Annotated in this window: 22 protein-coding genes; 14 read left to right on the top strand and 8 right to left on the bottom strand. The window is 72.9% G+C overall.

Annotated elements, in window-relative coordinates; translation table 11 throughout:
• The first annotated feature begins 187 nt into the window (after positions 1-187).
• The 3 genes from AB0M08_RS16125 to AB0M08_RS16135 all read left to right on the top strand — a co-directional run bounded on the left by AB0M08_RS16125 (position 188) and on the right by AB0M08_RS16135 (position 4,405).
• Positions 188-1,834, top strand: coding sequence for a Laminin subunit beta-1 (locus AB0M08_RS16125; RefSeq protein ID WP_364493435.1), 1,647 nt, complete (start codon positions 188-190; stop codon positions 1,832-1,834).
• Positions 1,835-1,959: 125 nt separating this feature from the next.
• Positions 1,960-3,255 carry an AI-2E family transporter gene (locus AB0M08_RS16130; RefSeq protein ID WP_364493214.1) on the top strand — a complete coding sequence of 432 codons (1,296 nt, stop codon included), beginning with the start codon at positions 1,960-1,962 and terminating at the stop codon, positions 3,253-3,255.
• Between the two features lie 43 nt (positions 3,256-3,298).
• Entirely contained in the window at positions 3,299-4,405 is a 1,107-nt protein-coding gene (locus AB0M08_RS16135; protein WP_364493216.1) for an alcohol dehydrogenase catalytic domain-containing protein, read from the top strand.
• Between the two features lie 58 nt (positions 4,406-4,463).
• Here the strand turns inward: AB0M08_RS16135 and AB0M08_RS16140 are convergent, their stop codons facing one another.
• The gene (locus AB0M08_RS16140; protein ID WP_364493218.1) at positions 4,464-5,258 is read right to left on the bottom strand and encodes an alpha/beta hydrolase; all 795 of its coding nucleotides are present in this window, start codon (positions 5,256-5,258) and stop codon (positions 4,464-4,466) included.
• 55 nt (positions 5,259-5,313) lie between these two features.
• Positions 5,314-5,532: a hypothetical protein gene (locus AB0M08_RS16145; protein ID WP_364493437.1), complete on the bottom strand. Its 219-nt coding sequence runs from the start codon at positions 5,530-5,532 to the stop codon at positions 5,314-5,316.
• Positions 5,533-5,694: 162 nt separating this feature from the next.
• Between AB0M08_RS16145 and AB0M08_RS16150 the strand changes: the two genes are divergently transcribed.
• The 4 genes from AB0M08_RS16150 (at position 5,695) to AB0M08_RS16165 (ending at position 10,902) form a co-directional block, all read left to right on the top strand.
• Positions 5,695-7,188 (top strand): aldehyde dehydrogenase family protein, encoded by a 1,494-nt coding sequence (locus AB0M08_RS16150; protein WP_364493220.1) that lies wholly within the window; start codon positions 5,695-5,697, stop codon positions 7,186-7,188.
• A 9-nt stretch (positions 7,189-7,197) separates the two neighbouring features.
• Positions 7,198-7,836, top strand: coding sequence for an ATP-binding cassette domain-containing protein (locus AB0M08_RS16155; protein WP_364493222.1), 639 nt, complete (start codon positions 7,198-7,200; stop codon positions 7,834-7,836).
• Complete coding sequence (locus AB0M08_RS16160) at positions 7,833-9,338, top strand: DUF6297 family protein (RefSeq protein ID WP_364493224.1); 1,506 nt, start codon at positions 7,833-7,835, stop codon at positions 9,336-9,338. The genes AB0M08_RS16155 and AB0M08_RS16160 overlap by 4 nt, the downstream gene beginning before the upstream one ends.
• 226 nt (positions 9,339-9,564) lie before the next feature.
• Entirely contained in the window at positions 9,565-10,902 is a 1,338-nt protein-coding gene (locus AB0M08_RS16165; protein WP_364493226.1) for a DUF3500 domain-containing protein, read from the top strand.
• Positions 10,903-11,224: 322 nt separating this feature from the next.
• Here AB0M08_RS16165 and nucS read toward each other — a convergent pair whose 3' ends face one another.
• On the bottom strand, positions 11,225-11,884 hold the full coding sequence (gene nucS, locus AB0M08_RS16170; RefSeq protein WP_364493228.1) for an endonuclease NucS: 660 nt from the start codon (positions 11,882-11,884) through the stop codon (positions 11,225-11,227).
• Positions 11,885-11,937: 53 nt separating this feature from the next.
• Here nucS and AB0M08_RS16175 point away from each other — a divergent pair, with 53 nt between their 5' ends.
• From AB0M08_RS16175 to AB0M08_RS16190, 4 genes are read left to right on the top strand one after another with little or no spacing between them, the layout of a single operon-like run.
• Positions 11,938-12,558 (top strand): DUF4126 domain-containing protein, encoded by a 621-nt coding sequence (locus AB0M08_RS16175; RefSeq protein WP_364493230.1) that lies wholly within the window; start codon positions 11,938-11,940, stop codon positions 12,556-12,558.
• Between the two features lie 8 nt (positions 12,559-12,566).
• Positions 12,567-13,925 carry a hypothetical protein gene (locus AB0M08_RS16180; protein ID WP_364493232.1) on the top strand — a complete coding sequence of 453 codons (1,359 nt, stop codon included), beginning with the start codon at positions 12,567-12,569 and terminating at the stop codon, positions 13,923-13,925.
• A 57-nt stretch (positions 13,926-13,982) separates the two neighbouring features.
• Positions 13,983-16,562 (top strand): FtsK/SpoIIIE domain-containing protein, encoded by a 2,580-nt coding sequence (locus AB0M08_RS16185; RefSeq protein WP_364493234.1) that lies wholly within the window; start codon positions 13,983-13,985, stop codon positions 16,560-16,562.
• Positions 16,549-17,301: a hypothetical protein gene (locus AB0M08_RS16190; RefSeq protein ID WP_364493236.1), complete on the top strand. Its 753-nt coding sequence runs from the start codon at positions 16,549-16,551 to the stop codon at positions 17,299-17,301. Before AB0M08_RS16185 ends, AB0M08_RS16190 begins: the two co-directional genes overlap by 14 nt.
• Before the next feature lie 47 nt (positions 17,302-17,348).
• Here AB0M08_RS16190 and AB0M08_RS16195 read toward each other — a convergent pair whose 3' ends face one another.
• Entirely contained in the window at positions 17,349-18,197 is an 849-nt protein-coding gene (locus AB0M08_RS16195; RefSeq protein ID WP_364493238.1) for a 3-hydroxyacyl-CoA dehydrogenase family protein, read from the bottom strand.
• Between the two features lie 120 nt (positions 18,198-18,317).
• On the opposite strand from AB0M08_RS16195, the gene AB0M08_RS16200 reads away from it, so the two are divergent.
• Positions 18,318-18,668, top strand: a complete 351-nt coding sequence (locus tag AB0M08_RS16200; RefSeq protein WP_364493240.1) for a hypothetical protein — start codon at positions 18,318-18,320, stop codon at positions 18,666-18,668.
• Positions 18,669-18,694: 26 nt separating this feature from the next.
• Here AB0M08_RS16200 and murA read toward each other — a convergent pair whose 3' ends face one another.
• Positions 18,695-19,984: a UDP-N-acetylglucosamine 1-carboxyvinyltransferase gene (gene murA, locus AB0M08_RS16205; RefSeq protein ID WP_364493242.1), complete on the bottom strand. Its 1,290-nt coding sequence runs from the start codon at positions 19,982-19,984 to the stop codon at positions 18,695-18,697.
• 110 nt (positions 19,985-20,094) lie between these two features.
• On the opposite strand from murA, the gene AB0M08_RS16210 reads away from it, so the two are divergent.
• Entirely contained in the window at positions 20,095-20,673 is a 579-nt protein-coding gene (locus tag AB0M08_RS16210) for a cob(I)yrinic acid a,c-diamide adenosyltransferase (RefSeq protein ID WP_364493244.1), read from the top strand.
• A complete protein-coding gene (locus AB0M08_RS16215; RefSeq protein WP_364493246.1) occupies positions 20,670-21,056 on the top strand; it encodes a VOC family protein in 387 nt (128 codons plus the stop codon). Before AB0M08_RS16210 ends, AB0M08_RS16215 begins: the two co-directional genes overlap by 4 nt.
• A 110-nt stretch (positions 21,057-21,166) precedes the next feature.
• Here AB0M08_RS16215 and AB0M08_RS16220 read toward each other — a convergent pair whose 3' ends face one another.
• The 3 genes from AB0M08_RS16220 to AB0M08_RS16230 all read right to left on the bottom strand — a co-directional run bounded on the left by AB0M08_RS16220 (position 21,167) and on the right by AB0M08_RS16230 (position 22,794).
• Entirely contained in the window at positions 21,167-21,973 is an 807-nt protein-coding gene (locus tag AB0M08_RS16220; RefSeq protein WP_364493248.1) for a PhzF family phenazine biosynthesis protein, read from the bottom strand.
• A gap of 61 nt (positions 21,974-22,034) precedes the next feature.
• The gene (locus AB0M08_RS16225) at positions 22,035-22,502 is read right to left on the bottom strand and encodes a DUF2550 domain-containing protein (protein ID WP_364493250.1); all 468 of its coding nucleotides are present in this window, start codon (positions 22,500-22,502) and stop codon (positions 22,035-22,037) included.
• A 10-nt stretch (positions 22,503-22,512) separates the two neighbouring features.
• A complete protein-coding gene (locus tag AB0M08_RS16230) occupies positions 22,513-22,794 on the bottom strand; it encodes a F0F1 ATP synthase subunit epsilon (RefSeq protein ID WP_364493252.1) in 282 nt (93 codons plus the stop codon).
• Positions 22,795-22,807: the final 13 nt, after the last annotated feature.

A 22,807-nucleotide genomic window follows, 5' to 3' on the forward strand; every position in this document is an offset into this window, starting at 1 on the left:
CGGTGAACCGACCGGTGGACCGCGTGCGAATCAGGCCGTACCGGAGCTTCTCCGGCACGGCCTGTTTTGTTTGCGCGCGTAGCCTGGGTTCTGCTCGCAGGCCAAGGTCTGACAAATCGCAATCAAACCGCATAGTCCCGTCAGCACGGTGTGTATCGACGCGCCACAGGACCATGCGTATGTGAGGATGGAAAGCATGTCGCACGGCGGTGAAATCTTCGGTCTCGGCGGAGACGCGGCAACCGAGCCGAGCTTCGAGACCGCCCTGCGGGGGTACGAGAAGAAGCAGGTCGAGCGGTATGTGGCCCGCGCGGAGAACGAGATCGCCGCACTGGCCGCCGAGCGGGAGCAGGCCTACTCGCAGATCCAGGCGATGGCCGCGCAGATCGAACGGCTGCAGCAGGAGATCGTTCAGGCCCGGCGGAACACCGGGATCACCGGCGAGGTCTCCTTCCGGCACCTCGGTCCCCGGGTCGAGCAGATCCTCGCGCTCGCCGAGGAGCAGGGCGAGGCGATCAAGGCGTCCGCCACCGACGACATCGCGAGCCGGCTCGCCGAGGCGGAGCGGATCCGGGCCGAGGCCGAGGCGCACGCCCACGACGTGATCCGGGACTTCGAGATCGCGCTGGCCGCCCGCCGCGCCGAGGAGGAGAAGGCCGACGCCGCCAAGCGGACCGCCACCGACCAGGCCGTGCAGGCCGCGCGCCGGCAGGCCGAGCAGGCCCTGGCCGCAGCGAAGCAGTCGGCCGAGCAGACCGTGACCAGCGCGAAGCAGTCCGCCGAGCAGACCGTCCAGGCCGCACAGCAGGCCGCCGAGCAGAGCCGCAAGGAGAGCGAGGCGCTGCTCCAGCGGTCCCGCGGCGAGGCCCAGCACCTGGCCGACAAGACCTCGCAGGAGACGCAGCGCGCCCGCGCCGAGGTCGAGGGCTACGTGCAGTCCACCCGGACCCAGGCCGAGCAGGAGATCAAGGCCCTGCGGGAGGCCGCGCACCAGGAGGTCACCGCCCAGCGCACCCAGGCCGACCGCGATCAGGCCGACCAGAAGGCCGCGGTGGAGCACGAGCTCGCCCTGCGCCGGCACTCGGTCATCGAGGAGCTCGCCGAGATGCGCGGCAGCGTCGAGAAGCAGTGCGCCGACCTGCGCAGCGAGGCGGACAAGTACGCGGAGGAGGTGCTGCGCCGCTCCGACGAGCAGGCCACCGCCACCCGCAAGGAGATGACCGCCCAGCAGGAGAGGATCGGCCAGGCCGGCCGCGAGCTGGACGCCACCCTGGGCAAGGTCGCCGAGGCCGAGCAGCGCCTCGCCGCCGCGCAGGAGCAGGCACAGTCCGGCGAGAAGGAGGCCGAGCGGATCGAGCAGCGCCTGGCCGAGACCAAGCGCGCTCTGGAGGCGGAGCTCGTCCGGGTGGCCGAGGCGCAGCGGGCCGGCGAGGCCGCCGAGCGGCACGCCGCCGAGGTTCGCCGTCAGGTGCAGAAGGAGGCCAAGCGGGTGGCCGAGCTGGCCGCCGCCGCGGTGCTCGCGGCCGCCGCCTCCCCGGAGGACCTGCAGCCGGAGCCGGTGCCCGCCCCCGAGACCGACGACAAGGCCACCCCCTCGGCACCGGCGGAGAAGGCCGTCGCCGCGGAGAAGGCCGTCCCGGTGGAGAAGGCCGTCCCGGTGGAGAAGGCCGTCCCGGTGGAGAAGGCCGTCCCGGTGGAGAAGGCCGTCCCGGTGGAGAAGGCCACGCCCCTGGAGAAGCCGGTTCCGGCGGAGAAGGCCGCCACCGGCAAGGTCAGCGCCTCGGCCAAGGTCGCGGTCCCGCAGGCCAGCCGGGTCTCCGCCGACGCGGAGTAACGGCGGCACCGGCGCCGTCCCCCGGCCCGGATGCCTTCCCCGGCCCGCCGATCGTCGTCCGCGGGCCGGTGGCGCGGATGGGATAGCCTCCGGGCACTTCCCGTCCGCAGTGGAGAGGTCACCCGATGTCGTCCGACCAGCACGCCGACCCGGCGGCCGAGGTCACCCCGCCGGTCCCGCAGCACCGCGAGCCGTCCGACGACGCCGCCGAGCCCCGCCGTCACGACGCCGCCCCACTTCCCGCCACGCCTTCCCGAGCCGCCACGCTCGCCGAGCACGCCGCTCCGGCTGAGCACGCCGCTCCTGCCGAGGGTGCCGCGCCTGCCACGGCTTCGCACGATGCCGAGGTGGAGCGGGGAGAGGTCGGGAAGGGGCGGTTCGGTGCACCGGGGCGGCCGCTGAACCGGCGCAGCCCGTTCCTGTTCGGCTTCCTGTTCGGGCTCGGCGCGATCGCGGCGTACGCGTTCTTCCTGGGCTTGCGGAACGCCGCCTCGATCCTGGTGCTGATCTTCATCGCGCTGTTCCTGGCGATCGGGCTGAACCCCGCCGTGGTCCGGCTCACCCGTTGGGGCGTCCCGCGCGGGCTCGCCGTGACGATCGTCTCACTGACCGTGGTGTCGCTCCTCGCCGGCGGGCTGATCGCGCTGATCCCGCCGCTGGTCACCCAGACCACCGAGCTGATCAACAACGCTCCCGAGACGATCGAGGAGCTGCGCCGCAGCGAGACGGTGAACGACCTGGTCCAGCGGTACGACATCGTCGGCAAGGTGCAGAACGCGGTGAACGCCGGCACGGTCGGCAACGCGCTCGGCGGGGTGGTCGGCGGGGCCAAGCTGCTCTTCGGGACGATCTTCAACATCCTGACCGTGCTGGTGCTGACCATCTACTTCATGGCCGCCTTCGAGCGGATCAAGAAGACCGGGTACTCGCTCGTCCCGGCCTCCCGGCGCGACCGGGTCCGCCTGCTCGCCGACGAGATCCTGGCGAAGGTGGGCGCGTACATGGTCGGCGCGCTGGCGATCGCGATCCTGGCCGGGGTGAGCACCTTCGTGGTGGCGCTGGCGCTGCACCTGCCGTACCCGTTCGCCCTCGCCGTGGTGGTCGCGGTCTGCGACCTGATCCCGCAGATCGGCGCCACCCTCGGCGCGGTGATCGTCAGCCTGGTCGGCCTGGCCTCCTCGGTCACCGACGGCGTCGTCTGCATCGTGTTCTTCATCATCTACCAGCAGGTGGAGAACTACCTGATCTACCCGGCCGTGATGCGCCGCTCGGTCAAGGTCAGCGACGTCGCGGCGGTGACCGCGGCCCTGCTCGGCGTGGCCCTCTTCGGCGTGGTCGGCGCCCTGATCGCCATCCCGATGGTCGCCGCGGTCCAGCTGATCACCCGCGAGGTCCTGGCCCCGAGCATGGACCAGCGCTAGCGCGGACCGGCCACCGGGCGCGGAGTGCTGGCAGGATGCGGAGATGCGTGCCATCGTTCTCGACGCCGCCCGTGCCCGCCCCGAGGTCCGGGAGGTGGCCGAACCCGTCGCGCCACCCGGTGGGGTGGTGGTGCGGGTGGCGGCGACCGGGCTGTGCCGCAGTGACTGGCACGGGTGGGCCGGGCACGACGACGACATCACGTTCCCGCACGTCCCCGGCCACGAACTCGCGGGCGTGGTGGCCGAGGTGGGCGCCGGCGTCGAGCGGTGGGCCGTCGGTGACCGGGTCACCGTCCCGTTCGTCTGCGGGTGCGGCCGGTGCGAGTGGTGCCGGACCGGGCAGGCACAGGTCTGCCCCGAGCAGCGGCAACCCGGTTTCACGCACTGGGGGTCGTTCGCCGAGAAGGTCGCACTGCACGCCGCCGACACCAACCTGATCGCCCTGCCGGAGTCGGTCGGCTTCGCCGCCGCGGCCGCGCTCGGATGCCGCTTCGCCACGGCGTTCCGGGCCCTGGCCGGCCGCGCCCGGATCGTCCCGGGCGAGTGGGTGACCGTGATCGGCGCGGGCGGCGTGGGCCTCAGCGCCGTGATGATCGCGCATGCCCTGGGCGCCCGGGTGATCGCCGTGGACCGGAACGCGGAGGCACTCGCCGCCGCCACCGCTCTCGGCGCGGCCCACACCCTGCTCACCGGCGGGCCGGCGGAGAAGAGCGGCACCGACGGCCGAGCGAAGGGGCACGCCGGCGGCGGACCGATCGTGGTCGGCGACGTCCCGGCGGCGGTCACCGAGCTCACCGGCGGGGGCAGTCACGTCTCGGTCGACGCGGTCGGCAGCGAGCGGGCCTGCGCCGACGCGATCCTGAGCCTCCGCCGCCGGGGCCGCCACGTCCAGGTGGGACTGCTGCCGCCGGTGGACGGGCATCCCCGCGTCCCGATGGCCCGGGTGATCGGCTGGGAGCTCGACGTGCTGGGCAGCCACGGCATGGCGGCGGCCGACTACCCGGCCATGACCGCGCTGATCGAAAACGGTTCGCTCCGGCCGGACCGGCTGATCGAGCGGACCGTCGGGCTCGCCGAAGCCGCCGACCTGCTGCCCGGTTTTGATCAGGCCACGGTGGCCGGGATGACGATGGTCGACCCGGCCCGCTGACCGCTGGCCCACTCCAGGCCCGGCCCGGCCGCGGGCCCACTCCCGGCCCGACCGCGGGCTACTCCGGGCGGGGGACCTCCACCTCGGAGAAGGCGGCCACCGTACGGTCCGCGTACGCCGTCGCGTCCCCGGTCTCCATCGGACCGTCCCAGGTACGCGGCAGCGGGGTCGCCACCCCCGGCGCCACCCGCTGGACGATCTCGTCGAGCACCTTCTCCGCGTCGCCGACCCAGAGGTGCTTGGCGCCGGTCATCGGCACCACCTCGGCCTGTGGGATCGCGGCGAACCGCTCCTTCGCCTCGACCGGCCGCAGGTAGTCGTCGAACTCCGGGATCAGCGCGGTCAGCGGCTTGCCGTCCGCGGCCCAGGCGGCCAGGTGCTCGGGACGGGAGAAGCGCAGCGGCGGGGAGAGCAGGATCGCGCCGGTCACCGCGGGCTCGAGGCCGTACATCAGGGTCAGGTCGGTGCCGAAGGACCAGCCGAGTAGCCAGATGTTCGGCAGGTCGGCGAACTCCGCGTACTCGACGGCGGCGGCCACGTCGAAACGCTCGTCCACGGCGGAGGAGAACGAACCGCCGCTGGTACCGCGTACCGAGGAAGTGCCTCTGGTGTTGAAACGCACCACGGCGAGCCCGGCCAGGGCCGGGAGCCGCCACGCGGCCTTGCGGAAGACGTGGCTGTCCATCATCCCGCCGTGCGTGGGCAGCGGATGCAGGCAGACGAGGGTGGCCACCGGCTCGCGGTCCAGGGGCCGGGCCAGCTCACCGACGAGGGTGACGCCGTCCGCGGTGTGCAGCTCGATCTCCTCCCGGTGCGCGGGCAGGATCGAGTTGGCACGGATCGGGTTACTCATATCAAGGACAGCCTTCAGTCGTTTCTCAGGGTGGTGGGTGGGGCGGTCGGATGGTTCACCCATAGCGCGGGGCGTTGCGCGAGCGCTCCACACCCGGGGTACGCCGGTCACGCGCGCGCCAGCATCCCGTGTGCCAGTGGCGGCGGTCGGCACCCTCGCCGTAGCCGTCGGCGGGCCAGGCCACCACGTGCGCCACGCCCGGCCGGATGTCCTGCATGCAACCCGGGCATTTGTACGTCTTCACCGCCGCCGCGCCGAAGATGTTCCGCACCATCCACTCGCCGTCCTGCCACTGCTGAACGCGCTGCTCGGTGATGCCGGGACGGTCCGGGCGCGGATCATCGGCGGCGCGCTGGCGGGAACGGTTGCGACGGGGGCTCACGAGTTCAAGAGTACGTAGTGACTCACCAGTAACAATCGACCTAGACTCCTGTCCATGACCGCGACGCGCGTGCCCGGCCTGCCGGTGATCGAGGACGGGCAGCTGATCTCCACGAACCCGGCGACCGGCGAGGAGGCCGGCCGGGTACCCGTGGCCGACGAGAAGGCGGTGATCGCCGCCGTCGAGCGCGCCCACGAGGCCGCCCTCTGGTGGCAGGGCCTCGGCTGGGAGGGGCGGAAGGTCCGGCTGCTGCGCTGGCGCTCGCTGCTGGTCGAGCGGATCCAGGAGCTCGCCGAACTGACCCACCGGGAGGCCGGTAAGCCGGTCACCGACGGGATCATCGAGATCACCGCCGCGGTCGAGCACCTGGACTGGGCGGCGAAGAACGCCAAGCGGGTCCTCGGCCCCCGCCGGGTCCGCACCCGCCTGCTCCTCGCCGAGCACTCCGGTCACCTGGAGTACCAGCCGTACGGCGTGGTCGGCGTGATCGGTCCGTGGAACTACCCGATCGTCACCCCGATCGGCCCGATCTCCGGCGCGCTGGCCGCCGGCAACGCGATCGTCTTCAAGCCGAGCGAGTACACCCCGGTGGTCGGTCAGTGGCTCGCCGACTCGTTCGCCGAGGTGGTCCCGGAGCACCCGGTGCTGCAGACGGTGCACGGCCTCGGCGACGTCGGCGGGGCGCTCTGCCGGGCCGGGGTGAACAAGGTCTCGTTCACCGGCTCCACCGCGACCGGCAAGAAGGTGATGGCCGCCTGCGCGGAGAACCTGGTGCCGGTGGTGATCGAGGCGGGCGGCAAGGACGCGCTGATCGTCGACGCGGACGCGGACGTCACGGCGGCCGCCGAGGCGGCGGTCTGGGGCTCGATGACCAACGCGGGGCAGACCTGCATCGGCATCGAGCGGGTGTACGCGGTCGCCCCGGTCTACGACCGGTTCGTCGACGCGGTGGTGGAGAAGGCCGGGAGGCTGCGTACCGGCGAGGAGATCGGCCCGATCACCATGCCGAAGCAGCTGGAGATCATCCGTGACCACATCGAGGACGCGCTCGCCAAGGGAGGCCGCGCGGTGCTGGGCGGGGCGGAGGCCGTGCAGGCCCCGTACGTCGCCCCGACGGTCCTGGTCGACGTGCCGGAGGACTCCTCGGAGATCCGCGAGGAGACGTTCGGCCCGACGCTGACCATCACGAAGGTGCGGGACGCCGACGAGGCGGTGCAGAAGGCGAACGACACCCCGTACGGCCTGGGCGGCGCGGTCTTCGGCAAGCGGAACGGCATCCGGATCGCCCGGCGGCTGCGCTCCGGCATGGTCGCGGTGAACGGCACGCTCACCTTCGTCGGCATGGGCAACCTGCCGTTCGGCGGCGTCGGCGAGTCCGGGTTCGGCCGCATCCACGGCGAGGACGGGCTGCGCGAGTTCGCCCGGCCCAAGGCGATCACGGTCCGCCGGGCGAGATCCCTGCTCCCGGCGATGACCTTCGAGCGCACCCCGGCCCAGGTCCAGCAGATCGTCAAGGCCCTGCGCCTGCTCTACGGCCGCAAACCGTAGGCTGAGCGGGTGGTCGATCACCCGGCGGTACAGGTCACGGATCTCTTCGTCAGCTACGGCGCGACGCCGGTGCTCGCCGGCGCCACGCTCACCGTGCCGGCCGGCACCGGGGTCTGCGTGACCGGTGAGAACGGCATCGGCAAGTCCACCCTGCTGCGCTGTGTGAGCAGCCTGCAGAAGCCGGACTCCGGCGAGATCCGGGTGCTCGGCGCCACGCCCGGCGACAGCCCGGAGTTCTGGCGCGCCGTGGTCACCACGGTCGAGCCGCCGACGTGGTACCCGGGTCTCACCACCCGCGAGCACGCCGAGCTGGTCTGCCGCGCCCACGGCCAGGACCCGGACGAGGCCGGCATCGACGAGGCGCTGGAGCGGTTCGGCCTGAGCACGCACGCCGACGCCATCCCGCCGTCGCTCTCCTCCGGCCAGAAGCAGCGGCTCACCCTGGTGATGGCCCTGGTCCGCCCCAGCTCCCTGCTCATCCTCGACGAGCCCGAGCAGCGCCTCGACCCGGACGGCCGGGCCGCCGTCGCCGAGATGCTCGCCGACTACGTCGCCACCGGCGGCTCGCTGCTGATGGCGAGCCACGACGACAAGTTCGCGGTGGCCTCCGGCGCCGAGCTGACCACGATGGAGTCGCTGCACCCATGACCGCGACGAGCGTCCCGCTGCGGCCGGTCCGCCGCTGGATCCACCGCCGGCAGGTGTCCCACCGGGAACGCGGCGCGACCCTGGGCAACGTCTACTTCGCCGTGCTCTTCGCCGCGGTGGTCGGCGGCATGGTGCACCAGCAGCTCGCCGCGGTCTTCTGGCCCGGCCACCCGAACCTCGGCGCCGCGCCCGCCCTCGCCCTGGCCCTGGTCGCCGCCGCGCTGCTGGTCCTCGCGCTGCGCCGGTTCGGCCCGGTCACGCTCAGCCGCCCGGCCTCGTCCTTCCTGCTCACCGCCCCGGTGAGCCGTCGCCGCCTGCTGCTGCCCTCGCTCTGGCTGGCCGCGATCGGCGCCGCGATCCCGGCCGCGCTGGCCACCGTCGCGCTGCTCGGTCACGCCGCGCCGCGCGATCTGCCCGCCGCGTCGCTCGCCGTCACCGTCGCGGGCGCCGGGATGGTGGGCATGGGCCTGCTGCTGCTCGCCGCCGCCGGTCAGCGGGGCCCGCGCTGGGCCGCGGTCACCGACCGGCTGGCCTCGCTCGCGGTGGCCGCCGGTCTCGCCGCGCTGGTCGCGCTCACCGCCGGCTGGGATCCGCCCGTCCCGTCGGCGTGGCCGCCGGTGCCGTCGCTGGTCACCGCCGTGGGCGCGGTCACCGCGGTGGTCGCCGGTGCCTTCCTGCTGACCGTACGCAGCCTCGCGCGCACCCCGAACGACCGCATCCTCGAGTCCGCCAAGACCGCCGGAACCCTCTTCGACGCGGCGTTCGGCATGGAACCCTCGTTCGTCACCGACATGATCGAGCGGCGGTACTGGGCGCACCGGCGTCTCACCTCGGCCCGCCCGCCCGCCTGGCTCCCGGTGCTGACCGGCCAGGACCTGATGCTCGCCCTGCGCCGCCGCTCCCGCCTGCTCTGGCTGGCCGGCACCACCACCCTCCCGCTGCTCCTGCGCTCCGCGCCGTCCTGGGTCACCGCGCTCGCCGTGCTGCTCGGCGCGATGATCGCCGGGACCACGTCGACCGGGAACATCCGCACCGACTCCGGCAACCCGGTGCTGAGCCGGATGCTCGGCATCACCTCGCGCCAGGCCCTGATCCAGCGCGCCGCCGTACCCGCCGTGCTGGCCACCCTCTGGGCGACGACCGCGCTGGTCCTGCTCCAGATCGCCGGCGACCTCCCGCCCGGCCAGTGGTGGATCCTCGGCTTCCCGGTCGGCCTGGCCGGCGCCACCGCGGCCGTCCGCAAGGCCCGGGTCGGCTTCGTCCGCAACGACATGCTGCCGCTCGACACCCCGATGGGCACCATGTCGACCGGCCCGCTGGCCAACGCGATCGCCGGCCCGGACGCCCTGGTCCTCGGCGTTCCGCTGGTCTTCGCCCTCGGTGCCGGCTCGGCCCTCTCCCCCGACCTGGTCCTGATCCAGGCCGCGCTGGCCCTGATCGGCGCCCGCGGCTACCTGGTCTGGACCACCGACACCGACCGGGTCGAGCTCACCACCCGCTGACCATTCCTATGTGAATACAGTGCGATTCCTTTCCCTTTTCTGTGCGCGCGATTCCCCGATGTTTTTCGAGTTCGGTATTGCCATCGATGAATATCGTTGTCAATGTTGTCGACGATGATGCAAGCGATCGACGGGTTCCGATCGCTCGCCGAATGGCGCCGCCTCACGGCCACGGGGACTGCGGGGTCACCGACAGCGGGGCGGCGGACTCGACAAGGAGCTCCGGGTGACCTCAGTACACTCCCGCGCCACGAGATGGCGCCGGATCGGTGCCGCCACCGCAGCGGCCACCGCCCTCCTGATCGGCGGTAGCGGGTACACCGCGGCGGCCGCTCCGGCCGACGGCCAGAACCCCATCCAGCCGTACAAGGGCGCTCCGGCGCGCAGGGGCGTACCGGCCGTGGTGGCGGCCGCCGGCGCGTTCCTCGCCACGCTCAGCGACGACCAGAAGGCCGAGGCGCTGCAGGACCTCACCGTGGAGAACGCCACGGCCTGGTCCAACCTGCCGTGCGCGGGTACCTGCCGCCCCGGCATCGGCTTCGGCACGCTCTCCACGGACCAGCTGGCCGCCGCGAACGCGGTGCTGGAGGTCGCCCTCGGTTCCGGCGGGCAGACCGGCGTCAGCCAGGTCACCCAGATCCTCAAGGCCGACGACGTGCTCGCCGCGAACGGCGGCAACGACGGCGGCCCCGGCGGCCCGCCCTCGACCGACCCGACCGCCACCGCCGACCCGACCGCCACGGCCACCGCCGACCCGACCGCCACCGCGGAGCCGACCGCGACCACGACGGCCGACCCGACCGAGACCACGACGGCGGACCCGACGGCCACGGCCACCGCGACGCCGACCGACCTGCCGACCGACCTGCCGACCGGCGGGCCCGGGGGTGGCGGCGGGCCCGGCGGTTTCGCGTACGGCAGCGGCTACTACTTCCTCGCGTTCCTCGGCACCCCGTCGCTGGACGGCACCTGGCAGCTCCACTTCGGCGGCCACCACCTCGCCGTGAACATCACCTACTCGCACGGCCGGGTCAGCGGCTCCAGCCCGTACTTCGTCGGTGTCGAGCCGACCAGCTGGACCGACGACGCCGGCACGGGCTACGCCCCGCTGGAGATCATGCGCTCCGGCATGGCCGACCTGCTGGCCAGCCTCACCACCGAGCAGTCCGCGGCCGCCGCGCTCACCGAGTCCTACGGCGACGTGCTGGTCGGTCCGGGCAAGGACGGCCAGTTCCCCGAGGTCAAGCAGGGTGTCGCGGTCAGGGACCTCACTTCCGCGCAGAAGCGGCTGGTGATGGCCGCGATCCTCCCGTGGGTCGCGGTGGTCGACGACGCCACCGGCCACAAGATCATGGACGTCTACCGGAGACAGCTGGACCAGACGTACGTCGCCTACTCCGGGAATACCGGCCTGAGTACGCACGGCGACTACGTCCGGATCGACGGCCCGGGCGTCTGGATCGAGTTCATCTGCCAGAACGGGGTGATCTTCCGGGACCAGATCCACTACCACACGGTCTACCGGGACCACACCCACGACTACGGCGGCGAGTTCACCTTCTGATGCCGGCGCCACGACTCGCGTACCTGGCCGGGCTCGTGGCGACGACCGCGGCGGCGCTCCTGTTCGGAGCCCCACCCCACAGCCCTGCTGATCGCCCTGTCGACGGCCTCAGCAGCCTCGCTGACCTGGACGATCGCAGAACGCCAGAGAGCGGAACGACGCGACGCGGAACGACGCGACGCGGAAGCGGAACCCGCCCCACAAACCGCGACCGGGCAAGGTCTTGGGCGGGGGATCGCTCACGCAGGGATCAAGCCTGACCTCCCGGAGTGAGCGATCCCCCGCCCAAGACCGCCCACATAGCGAGGGTGAGCGAAACGGATCAGAAGAGCGTGAGCTCATCCCGCTCCATGCCACGAAGCTTGTCGTAGTCCACCACGACACAGCGGATCCCCCGGTCGGTGGCGAGCACCCGGGCCTGCGGCTTGATCTCCTGCGCCGCGAACACACCCTTGACCGGCGCGAGCAGCGGATCCCGGTTCATCAGTTCGAGGTACCGGGTCAGCTGCTCCACGCCGTCGATCTCGCCGCGCCGCTTGACCTCCACCGCCACCGAGCCGCCCTCGGCGTCCTTGAGCAGCAGATCGACCGGCCCGATCGCGGTCATGAACTCGCGCCGGACCAGGGTGTGCCCCTCGCCGAACGTCTCCGGGTGCTCCGCGAGCAGTTCCTGGAGGTGGGCCTCGACGCCGTCCTTGACCAGCCCCGGGTCGACCCCGAGCTCGTACGAGGTGTCCTGGAAGATCTCCTCGAGGGTGATCCTCAACTCCTCGCCGGCCTTGTTGACGACCTTCCACACCCCCGGCGACTCCTGCAGCTTGCAGGGCGGGCTCATCCAGTTCAGCGGCTTGTACGCACGGTCGTCGGCATGGATCGAGACCGACCCGTCGGCCTTCACCATGAGCAGCCGCGTCGCGAGCGGCAGGTGAGCGGACAACCGTCCGACGTAGTCCACGGAGCATTTAGCGATGACGAGACGCACCCGAAGACCGTAGCCGACGAGCCGGACGAGCGTGCCGGTGCCATGCTGGCATCGTGCTAGAAGCATTGACCGGTACCGGACTGGCCGCATCAGCCGGCCTGAATGCCTACATCCCCCTGCTGACCATGGGCCTGCTCGCCCGGTACTCCGACTACATCGATCTCCCGTCCGGCTGGTCGTGGCTCGCCAACGGCTGGACGCTGATGATCCTGGCCGTGCTGCTCGCCATCGAGGTGGTGGCCGACAAGGTCCCGGTGGTCGACCACTTCAACGACGCCGTGCAGACCTTCGTCCGCCCGACCGCCGGTGGCCTGGCGTTCGGCGCCGGCTCCTCGTCCGAGACGGTGACCGTCGCCGACCCGGGCAGCTTCTTCTCCTCGCACCAGTGGGTGCCGATCGCCGCGGGTGTGGTGATCGCGCTCGGCGTACACGGCATGAAGGCCGCCTCTCGCCCAGTGGTCAACGTGGCCACGGCCGGTTTCGGCGCGCCGATCGCCAGCACCGCCGAGGACTTCTCCAGCGTGGTGCTGTCGCTGCTGGCCATCGTGCTGCCGGTGCTGGTGCTGGTCGGTCTCGGCGTGCTGGTCTGGGCGGCCGTCTGGGTGTTCCAGCGACGACGCCGGCGGAGGCAGGAACGCCTCGCCACTGCCGAAACCCGGCAACTCTTTGGTTGACTCTCCGGGTGCCCGCGATCGCCGTACCCTCCTTCGCCCTCGTCGTCTGGATGGCCGGCTATCTGGTCGGGCGTGATCCCGGCCGGCCCGGCCTCCGCTGGGCGGGTGCGGCGCTCGGTGCGTACGCGATAGGCATCGTGACCTGGACCGTCGCACCCGGCTCGGCCGTCGCCGAGGTCCTGGTCTGCCTCCCCGCGCTGGGCTGGGCCGCGGCGGTGGTGTCGCTGCTGCCGCTCTCGCCCCGGGAGCGGCGGCCGATCGACCGGGGCGCGCTGGTGCTCGGCGCGCTCTTCCTGGTCCTGATGGTCCTGCTGCCCGGCGCGGGCCGTCTCGTCGCGCTCACGCCGCTTCTCGGCGCTCTGGTCATGCTGCTCCGCCAGAGCGACGCGGTGGTTCCGCGCCGTCTCCCGCTCGCCCTCTCCGTCATGGCCTTCCTGTACGCCGTGGGCCTCGTGGTCCTGCTCGCCCCCGATCTGCCCGGCGCCCTCGGTGACCCCGTCGCGGCCGGCGGCTCCGTCGCGGCCGGCGACCCCACCCTGGCCCTGGCCGCCGTCGCGCTGGACCTGCTCGCCTTCGGCTATCTGATGGCGGTGGAGCACGCGCTGGCCACCGGCGAGCGGCTCCGTCCGCACCTGCGCCGCTCGCTGGCGACCGCTCTGGCCGTGACCGCGGTGGCCGGCGTCCCCGCGGTCCTGACCATCCTGTCCGCTCCTGATCAGCACCTCGTGGTGCTGCTCCAGTTCGTGCCGGTCGGCGTGCTGGCGGGCGCGGCGGGCCTGACCAACCGGGTGCGCCGCCTGCTGGACCGGCTGGCCCTGGCCGGTGACGGGCGGCTGCGCGGCGACCGGGCCGTGCTCTTCGTCAACGCGGACGCGCTGCTGCGCCGCCGGGACCAGCACCGGCTGACCGAGATCGGCGAGCCGGAGTTCCTGCGGCTGACCCGCCGTGCGCTCGCCGACTTCAACGACCTGGACCGGCTCTCCCGCAGCCCGCTGACCGATCTGCCGGTGGTGGCGCGCCGGCTGGCCGGGCGGGGCGACGACCAGCCACGGGCCCGGGCGCGCGAGTTGCGGGCGGTGCTCCGGGAGGCCGTGTCGGCGCTGCGCCCGCCGGGACCGTTCGACACCGGGGAGGATTGGCGGTACTACAACGCCCTGCAGTTCTGCGGTGTCCTCGGGCTGAACCCGTACGCGAGAAGGCTCCGCACCGACGGCCTGAACCGGGAGGGCCGGGTGGCGATGGACTGGTTCCGCCGGTACGTCGAACGGGACACCATGCGCCAGTGGCAGCGGGAGGCCGCGATGACCGTGGCCGGGCGCCTCTGGGCCGAGATGAACGGCGCCGACATCACGACACGCAGCAGCTAATCCCGCAAAACGGTCGAAAATCGCTAAAATCCCCCCACATGGATACCGGGGGGTCGCGTGGGTAGTCACCGCAACGCGCTGGTCGCCGCGGTCTCGCAGGAGCTCGCCGAGGCACGCGGAAGCGCCCGGGCTCTGCTCGCCGCCGCCGAGTCGGCGCGCGGCGAGGCGCAGAGCCGGCGCAGTTTGGTCCGTGACGCGTACGCCACGTGTCTCCATCAGCTCGCGGCGGCCCGGGAGTCGGCCCGCGACGACATCCAGCGGCGCTACCGCGGCGAGGCCACCCGCCTCGCCGGGCACCTGCGCGGGCTGGCCACGGTCAGCGCGGGCGGCGCCGCGGGCGCGCCGTGGCGGCTGTGGACGCCGAGCGAGCCGGAACCGGGCGTACGCCCCGGGCTGCTGCGGATCGGGGCGATCACGTTCGAGGAGACCGCGGCGCTGCCCGGTCTGGTGCCGCTGCTCGACGCGGCACACCTGCACGTCGGCGGCAGCCCGCCCGCGGTGGACGACCTGATCACCGGGGTGCTGCTGCGGGCGCTGGGCAGCACCCGGCCGGGCGACGTCCAGCTCACCGTCTACGACCCGGAGAACCTGGGCGGCACGCTGGCGCCGTTCGCCGCGATCAACCCGACCTTCGTGGGGCCCGGCGGGCTCGGCACGCTCCTGGACGACCTGGTCGAGCACATCTGCCGGATCAACGAGACGGTGCTGGCCGGGCGCCACCCGTCGATCGGCGACCTGGCCGCCACCTCGTCCGGCGGGCGTCCCGAGCCGTGGCGGCTGGTGGTGCTGCTCTGCGACCGGGCCACCTCGGTGGAGATCACCCCGGGGCAGCGCGCGCAGCTGGAGCGGATCGTGCGTACCGGGGTGGCCTGCGGGGTGCACCTGGTGATCCGGGGGCTGGCGATCGAGGACGACCCGACGGTGGAGCGGATCACCGTACGGGACCAGATCGCCACCTGCGACTCGCTCGGCCGGCTGGAGATCCGGCTGGACCCGCCGCCCCCGCCGGAGCGGATCGCCGCGTTCTGCCGGTCCGCCGCCGAGCGGCTGCGGACCGGCCCGCCGCCGGCCAGCCTGGCAGACCTGGAACCGGCCGAGCTCTGGGCCGGGTCCTCCCGGTTCGGGCTGGTCGCCCCGATCGGCGACAGCACCGACGGCAGCCTGGTCGAGGTACCGCTCGGCGACGACCCGCCGCACGCGCTGATCGGCGGCCCGTCCGGTTCCGGCAAGACCAACCTGATCTACGCGTGGCTCGGCTCGCTCGCCACCCGGTACGGCCCCGAGGAGCTCGCGCTCTACCTGCTCGACTTCAAGGAGGGCGTCTCCTTCGCCCGGTACGCCCCCGGGCCCCGCGACCCGAGCTGGCTGCCGCAGGTCCGCCTCGCCGGGATCAACGTGAACGGCGACCGGGAGTTCGGCCTGGCCATGCTCCGCCACCTCGGCGAACAGCTGCGGACCCGGGCGCAGGCCGCCAAGCGCCACGACGCCGGCAAGCTCTCCGAGCTGCGCGCCGAGGACCCGGACGGGCACTGGCCGCGGATCGTCGCGGTGATCGACGAGTTCCAGGTGCTGCTGGACGGCCGGGACGCGGTCGCCGACGAGGCGGTCACCCTGCTCGAGGACCTCGCCCGGCGGGGCCGCTCGCAGGGCATCCACCTGGTGCTCGCCTCCCAGGACGTGGCCGGCATCCAGGCGCTCTGGGGCCGGGCCGGGCTGATCGCCCAGTTCACCCTCCGGATCGCGCTGCCCAAGGCGCGCCGGGTGCTGGCCGACGACAACCTGGCCGCGGCGGTCATCCCGCGCTACCACGCGGTGGTCAACACCGAGTCCGGGCTCTCCGGCGCGAACCAGGTGGTCCGGCTGCCGGACGCCGGTGACCGCAACGCCTGGCGCGGGCTGCAGCGGCGGCTCTGGCGCAACCGGCCCGCCGGGTGCCCGGAACCACGGATCTTCGACGGCGACGCGGTGCCGCGGTTCGTCCCCGTCCGGGGCGGTGCCGAACCCGGCGCGGTCCTCGGCGAGCGCATCGACGTCCGGGCCCAGCCCGCGCTCCTCTCCCTCGGCCGGATGCCCGGGCGCAACCTGGCGGTGCTGGGGACGCGTACGCGGGAGGCCTGCGACGTGCTCGCCGCCGCCGCACTCAGCCTGGCCGCGCAGGGGCCCGCGCACTTCAGCGTGATCTGCCTGGAGCCGGAGGCGGAGCTCGCGGCCACCCGGCTGGTCGCCGAGCTCCCCTCGGCCGACTTCTACGACGCCACCGACCTGAGCCTCGACCTGCCGCCCCGGGACGACCCGCACTACGTGCTCGGGTACGCCCTGGACGCGGCCGGCGCCGACCACCGCCCGGCGCTGCGGAGCCTGCTGGCCGAGGGCCCGGAACGCCGCGTCCACGTGCTCGGCTGGTGGCGCTCGGTCCCCCGGCTCCGGGACGACCTGGGCGGGGTGACGGCCCGCTTCGACGCGATCGGTGCCTGGGTGGCGCTCGACGTGCAGGGGGCGGACCTGGCACCGCTCCACCCGCTGCCCGGCGGGCCGGTCTGGTACCCGCGAACCCGCCGGGCGCTGTTCTTCGACCGTTCGGTGCACCGCACTCCGGAAGTGATCATCCCGTACGAGGTGAACAGTGACCACACGTGACCGGCAGCCGCCCAGCCGCGACTACCAGCTGATGGTGAGCGCCCTGGCCGAGGTGACCAAGCGGCGCGACGCCGAGCTCGACGACGCCGAGCAGGCGTACCAGGACAGCGCCGCCCGGGCCGCGGGCGAGCTGTCCCGGGCCGAGAACGACGCGCTCGCCGCCGACCGGTGGGCGGGCGCCGCCGCCGCGCAGGTGCTCGACGTGGACCGGGAGGCGTCCCGGCTCTGGGGCCGGCTGCGCCGGGCGCGCGGGCTGCGGGTCCGGGCGCTCGGCGAGGTGCCGGACCCGGCGCCGGTGGAGGCGCTGCCCCGGGTGGCCCTGCAGCGCGGCCCGGACACCGGCGAGATCCCGGCCGGCGGGCGCCAGTCGCCGCGGATCCTGCTCGCCCGCGCGGCGGACCGGATCGACCACCGGGTACGCCCGGCCGGCCGCGGCCTCTTCCCGCGCTGGGCACTGCCGCTGCTGCCGATCACCGGCGCGGTGGTCGCGCTGATGGCCGGTCTGGTCGCCGCCGGACTGGTCACCTTCGGCGGCAGCGGCATCTGGGGCGGCACGGTCATCCGCGGGCTGGGGTGGATCACGTTCCTGATCGCGCCGTCGGCGGGTGTGCCGGTGGCCGCGTTCCTCGCCCACCGGCACCTGCGTGCCCGCCTGGACATCGGCGGCGTCGGCCTGACCCTGCTCGGCGGCATGATCGCCGCGACGATCCTCTCGCTGGCCTTCGCCGCCACCCGTTGACCCGGCCCGGCCGCTGAGCGGGACAGCCGCCGTACCGGAGGAGGGGGTCAGTAGCTGTAGAAGCCCTTGCCGGTCTTGCGGCCCAGGTCGCCGGCGGTCACCATGCGCTGCAGCAGCTCCGGCGGGAAGAACTTCTCGTCCTGGGTGTCGCGGTAGATGTTGCCCGCCGCGTTGAGCATGACGTCGAGGCCGGTCAGGTCGACGGTGGCGAGCGGGCCCATCGCGTGCCCGAAGCCGAGCTTCATCACCGTGTCCAGGTCGGCGGCGGAGACCACGCCGGACTCGACCAGCTGGATCGCCTCGACCAGCAGGGCGGAGAAGAGCCGGTTGGAGACGAACCCGGCGACGTCCCGCTTGACCTCGACGCAGGTCTTGCCGACGCCCTCGGCGAACTCGCGCGCGGCGGCCAGCGTCGCGTCCGAGGTCTGGTAACCGCGGACCAGCTCGACCAGCCTCATCATCGGGACCGGCGAGAAGAAGTGGATGCCGACCACCGACTCGGGGCGCGAGGTGACCGCGGCGATCTGGGTGATCGGGATGGCCGAGGTGTTGGTGCCGAGCACCGCGCCGGCCTTGCAGAGCTTGTCGAGCTGCCTGAAGACGTCGTGCTTCGCCTCGACCTTCTCGTAGATCGCCTCGACCACCACGTCGGCCTCGGCGACCGCGTCCATGTCGGTGGTGGCGGTGATCCGGCTGAGGGTGGCCTCGACGTCCTCCGCGGCGATCTTCCCCTTGCTCGCGAAACGGGTGAGCGAGTCACCGATGGCGGCGATGCCGCGCTTGAGCGAGGCGTCGTCGACGTCCCGCATGGTGACCTGCCAGCCGGCCTGTGCCGAGACCTGGGCGATGCCCGAGCCCATCAATCCGGAACCGATGACCGCGAGACGACCCGCCATGATCCACTCCCTCTCCGTAGGCGCCGCCAGTCTAGCGGGGTTACTGAACGGAAATTAAGGACGGTTCCCGATCGGGGTGAATCACCGGAATTGCGCGTCCGGCGGTGCCACACTGTGCCCATGCCCACGAGCGTCGGCTGGTACCTCATCGGACCGTTGATCGCCGTCGGTCTGGTCGGCTTCCTCGGCGCGGTCTTCTGGCGCATGGGCCTCTCGCCCACCGGCTTCCCGGACGACGAGCCACCCCGGGACGGATACGCGGACGGCCTGGCGATCTTCGGCGAACGGGAGGACTACGGCCTGCTCTCGCCCGCCGCGGTCACCGAGGCGCCGGAGGTCGCCGACGAGATCCGGCGGCTGCTCTCCGACGCGGGCATCCGCTCCACCAGCGCGACCCGGCGCGACGGCCGGGTCACCGTGCTGGTCTTCGCCGAGGAGGTGGAGGCGGCGCGCCGCCTCGTCGGCTCCTGACGGCGGTCGTCGGCTCCTGACGGCGGTCAGAAGTCGTACGTCGGCTCCGGGACGTCCACCCGCTCCACCTCGACACCCAGGCCGGCCAGGTCCGCGACGAAGTCCGGGTAGCCCCGGTCGATGTGGTGTACCTCGCCGACCTCGGTCACCCCGTCGGCGCAGAGGCCGGCGATGACCAGGCCCGCGCCGGCCCGGATGTCGGTGGCGCGCACCGGGGCACCGGAGAGCCGCTCCCGCCCGTTCACCACCGCGTGGTGCCCGTCGGTACGGATGTCCGCCCCGAGCCGCACCATCTCGTTCACGAACATGAACCGGCCGTCGAAGATGTTCTCGGTGATCAGCGAGGAGCCCTCGGCCACCGCGGCCAGACCGAGCGCCATCGGCAGCAGGTCGGTCGCGAAGCCCGGGTAGGGCAGGGTGACGATGTCGACGGACCTCGGGCGCTGGGTCATCCGGACCCGGAACCGGTTGTCGCCCGGCTCGACGACGGCGCCCGCGGTGACCAGCTTGTCCAGCGCGATGTCGAGGAACTCCGGCCGGACCCCGTGCACGGTCACGTCGCCCCGGGTCATCGCCGCGGCGTACGCCCACGTGCCGCCGACGATCCGGTCCCCGATCGTGGTGTGCCGGACCGGCTTGAGCGGCCCGTCCACCCCCTCGATGACCAGCGTCGACGTCCCCGCCCCGGCGATCTTCGCGCCCATCGCGTTGAGCATCTCGCAGATGTCGACGATCTCCGGCTCCCGTGCCGCGTTGTCGATCTCGGTCACCCCGCGGGCCAGCACCGCGGCCATCAGCAGGTTCTCGGTGGCGCCGACGCTCGGGAAGTCCAGCCAGATCTTGGTACCGCGCAGGCCGCGGGGCGCCGACGCGATCACGAAGCCGTGCTCGTTGCCGATCTCGGCGCCCATCCGGGCCAGGCCGGAGACGTGCATGTCGAGTCCCCGGGAGCCGATCATGTCGCCGCCGGGCAGCGCGACCCGCACGTAGCCCCGGCGGGCCAGCAGCGGGCCGAGTACGCAGATCGACGCGCGCAGGCGGCGGACCAGGTCGTAGTCGGCCTCCGCGCCCGGCTCGGCGGGCACGTCGATCCTCGCCTCGGTGCCCTCCAGCACCACGTCGCAGCCGAGCCGCCGGAGCACCTCGGCCATGATCGCTATGTCGGTGATCCGGGGGACGTTCGACACCACGCTGCGGCCCTCGGCCAGCAGTGCGACCGCCATCAGCTTGAGCGCGGAGTTCTTCGCCCCGCCGACGCTGACGTCACCGATGAGCGGAGCACCACCCTTAACCCTGATCACATCCACGCGGGCCATGGTATGGGCCGGAGGCCGCTTCCGCTTCGCCGGGTTGGTCCGTCCGGGTACACACTTCACACCCTCGTCGAGGGCGGCGGCCGGCCGAAGCAGCCGTTTAGGCTCGCCGTATGGCAGTGCATCTCACCCGTATCTACACCCGCACCGGCGATGCCGGACAGACCCGGCTCGTCAACAACGAGGTGGCCGCGAAGACCGATCCGCGGATCGCCGCCTATGCCGACGCGGACGAGTGCAACGCGGCCCTGGGTGCCGCGCTCGCCCTGGGTGCGCTCTCCGATGAGGTACGCACGGTGCTGAGCGTCATCCAGAACGACCTGTTCGACGTCGGCGCCGATCTGGGCAACCCGCTCGCCGAGGACCCGCCGTACCCGCCACTGCGGATCACCGAGGAGTACGTGACCCGCCTCGAGGGCTGGTGCGACACGTTCAACGAGGGACTCGCGCCGCTGGACAGCTTCATCCTCCCGGGTGGCACGCCGGGGGCGGCGCTGCTGCACGTGGCGCGTACCGTCGCCCGGCGCGCGGAACGCTCGGCGTGGGCGCTCATCGCGGCGGACCCGGACCGGACGTCCACGCTCCCCGCGAAGTACCTGAACCGCCTCTCCGACCTGCTCTTCATCCTCTCCCGGGTGGCGAACCCGGGCGGCGACGTCACGTGGGTCCCGGGATCGGCGCAGAAGCGGTGAACGGTGGCCTCCACCACGTCGAGCTCTGGGTGCCCGACCTGGCCGGGATGAGCGGACCGTGGGGCTGGCTGCTCGGCGAGCTGGGCTGGACCCCGTTCCAGGACTGGCCGGGCGGCCGGTCCTGGCGGCACGGCCCGGTCTACCTGGTGATGGAGCAGTCCCCGGCGCTCTCCGGGGACAGACACGACCGGCTCGCGCCCGGGCTCAACCACCTCGCCTTCGGCGTCGCGTCCCCGGCCGAGGTGGACCGGCTGACCGCGGCGGCACCGGCGCACGGCTGGTCGCTGATGTTCGCCGACCGGCACCCGCACGCCGGCGGCCCGGACTCCTACGCGGCGTACCTGGAGGACGCCTGGGGCTACGAGGCCGAGATCGCCACCTGAACCCGGCCGGTGCGGCCGAGATCGCCACCTGACCCCGGCCGGTGCTCTCCTGAGGGCCCGCCGGGGTGACGGGCAGGCCGGTACTCCGGTGCGTGTCGCGGTCCGCGGGGTCAGACGCGGAGGTCGCCGTCGATGGTGGTGACCGCGTGGCCGCCGAGCAGGGTCCGGTCGCCGCGGAGCGCCACCCTGACCAGGCCGCCGCGCGCCGAGGCCTGGTACCCGGTCAGCTCGTCGCGCCCCAGCCGGCCGGTCCAGAACGGCGTCAGCGAGGTGTGTGCGGAACCGGTCACCGGGTCCTCCGGCACACCGACCGCGGGCGCGAAGAAGCGCGAGACGAAGTCGTAGCCGGCCGCCGGGTCCTCCGCGGCCGCGGTCACCAGGACGCCGCGCCGGGTCATCCGGGCCAGGGCGCCCAGGTCCGGGGTGAGCGCGCGGACCGTCTTCTCGTCCGCCAGCTCGCAGAGCACGTCGTCGGTGATCGGCCCGGTCCAGTGGCAGGCCGCGATCCCGGCACCGAGGGCGACCGCGAGGGCCGGGTCGACGTCGAGCGGGCTCAGCGGCGAGGCCGGGAAGTTCAGGGTGATCAGGCCGTCCGGGGCCAGGTCGGCGCTGAGCACGCCGCTGCGGACCGTCCGGAAGCGCACCGTCCCCGGCGTGTTGAGCACGTGTGCGGCGGCGAGGGTGGCGTGCCCGCAGAGCGCGACCTCGACCGCCGGGGTGAACCATCGCAGCGCCCAGTCCGCCTCCGGGTCGCCGGTGCGGCGGTGCAGGAACGCGGTCTCGGAGAGGTTGACCTCGGCGGCGACCCGCTGCATCCAGTCGTCGTCCGGGAAGGCGTCGCCGTCCAGGACCACGACTCCTGCGGGATTCCCGGCGAAGGGGCGATCGGTGAAGGCGTCCACGATTCGTATCCGCATGACCCCGACGCTAGGCCGAACCGGAGCCGGAACCGACGGCCAATCCGGAAGAGGTGGCGGATCAGCCTTCGAGCGGGCGCGGGCCGAAGATCGAGCGGCCGGGGACGCTGCCCGGGTCACGCGGCGGGCCCGCCTCCAGCCAGGAGAGGAAGCCGGTCACCGTGGTCTCGGCCATGGCGATCTCGAGCTGCGAATCGCCGCTGGTGCAGCGCAGGATGACCCAGCTGCCGGGGATGGTGAGCCGCTCCGGCCCGGTGGGCAGCCGCCGCTCGGCGATGGTGAGCACCCGCCGGTCGAGCACCCGCTTGGGGCGGATGGCGAGACTGAACATCCGGTGGAAGCGAAGCTCGTCGCCGACGAACTGGCCGATCCCGGGCGACCAGCCCCGGCCCGGCACCATCGTGCTGGTGCGGACCTGGAGCCGGATCGTGCCGCCGCCGAGCATCAGCAGCCGGCGGCGGAAGAAGACCGCGAAGAAGAATGCGAGCAGCGCGACGAGGAAGATTCCGAGGACTTCCAGAATCCGCATCGCGCTGGTCTCAGTGCGACTCGGGCGTGGCGGGCTTGGCGCTCTCCGCGAGCACCGTCACGCCGTTCGCGTCGATGGAGAGGAACCCGCCGGCCACCTCGTAGGTGAGCTGCTCGCCGCCGGCGAGCTTGACCCGGACCTGGGAGGGCTCCTTCAGCAGGCCCAGCAGCGGGGAGTGACCCGGCAGCACACCGATCTCACCCTCGGTGGTGCGCGCGACGAGCATCTCGGCCTCGCCGGCCCAGACCTTCTCCTCGACGGCGACGACCTCGACGTGCAGCTGGTTGGCCACGCTGTCTCCCTCA

Source organism: Actinoplanes sp. NPDC051851 (assembly GCF_040681165.1).
Classification (GTDB): domain Bacteria; phylum Actinomycetota; class Actinomycetes; order Mycobacteriales; family Micromonosporaceae; genus Actinoplanes.

What these genes read in the sequence shown, in the direction of transcription:
- AB0M08_RS16225 (WP_364493250.1), bottom strand. Translation starts at nt 22,502, where the DNA reads ATGCGGATTCTGGAAGTCCTCGGAATCTTCCTCGTCGCGCTGCTCGCA.
- AB0M08_RS16150 (WP_364493220.1), top strand. Translation starts at nt 5,695, where the DNA reads ATGACCGCGACGCGCGTGCCCGGCCTGCCGGTGATCGAGGACGGGCAG.
- AB0M08_RS16130 (WP_364493214.1), top strand. Translation starts at nt 1,960, where the DNA reads ATGTCGTCCGACCAGCACGCCGACCCGGCGGCCGAGGTCACCCCGCCG.
- AB0M08_RS16125 (WP_364493435.1), top strand. Translation starts at nt 188, where the DNA reads ATGGAAAGCATGTCGCACGGCGGTGAAATCTTCGGTCTCGGCGGAGAC.
- AB0M08_RS16145 (WP_364493437.1), bottom strand. Translation starts at nt 5,532, where the DNA reads ATGGTGCGGAACATCTTCGGCGCGGCGGCGGTGAAGACGTACAAATGC.
- AB0M08_RS16210 (WP_364493244.1), top strand. Translation starts at nt 20,095, where the DNA reads ATGGCAGTGCATCTCACCCGTATCTACACCCGCACCGGCGATGCCGGA.
- AB0M08_RS16140 (WP_364493218.1), bottom strand. Translation starts at nt 5,258, where the DNA reads ATGAGTAACCCGATCCGTGCCAACTCGATCCTGCCCGCGCACCGGGAG.
- AB0M08_RS16220 (WP_364493248.1), bottom strand. Translation starts at nt 21,973, where the DNA reads ATGCGGATACGAATCGTGGACGCCTTCACCGATCGCCCCTTCGCCGGG.
- AB0M08_RS16135 (WP_364493216.1), top strand. Translation starts at nt 3,299, where the DNA reads ATGCGTGCCATCGTTCTCGACGCCGCCCGTGCCCGCCCCGAGGTCCGG.
- AB0M08_RS16160 (WP_364493224.1), top strand. Translation starts at nt 7,833, where the DNA reads ATGACCGCGACGAGCGTCCCGCTGCGGCCGGTCCGCCGCTGGATCCAC.
- AB0M08_RS16200 (WP_364493240.1), top strand. Translation starts at nt 18,318, where the DNA reads ATGCCCACGAGCGTCGGCTGGTACCTCATCGGACCGTTGATCGCCGTC.
- murA (WP_364493242.1), bottom strand. Translation starts at nt 19,984, where the DNA reads ATGGCCCGCGTGGATGTGATCAGGGTTAAGGGTGGTGCTCCGCTCATC.
- AB0M08_RS16195 (WP_364493238.1), bottom strand. Translation starts at nt 18,197, where the DNA reads ATGGCGGGTCGTCTCGCGGTCATCGGTTCCGGATTGATGGGCTCGGGC.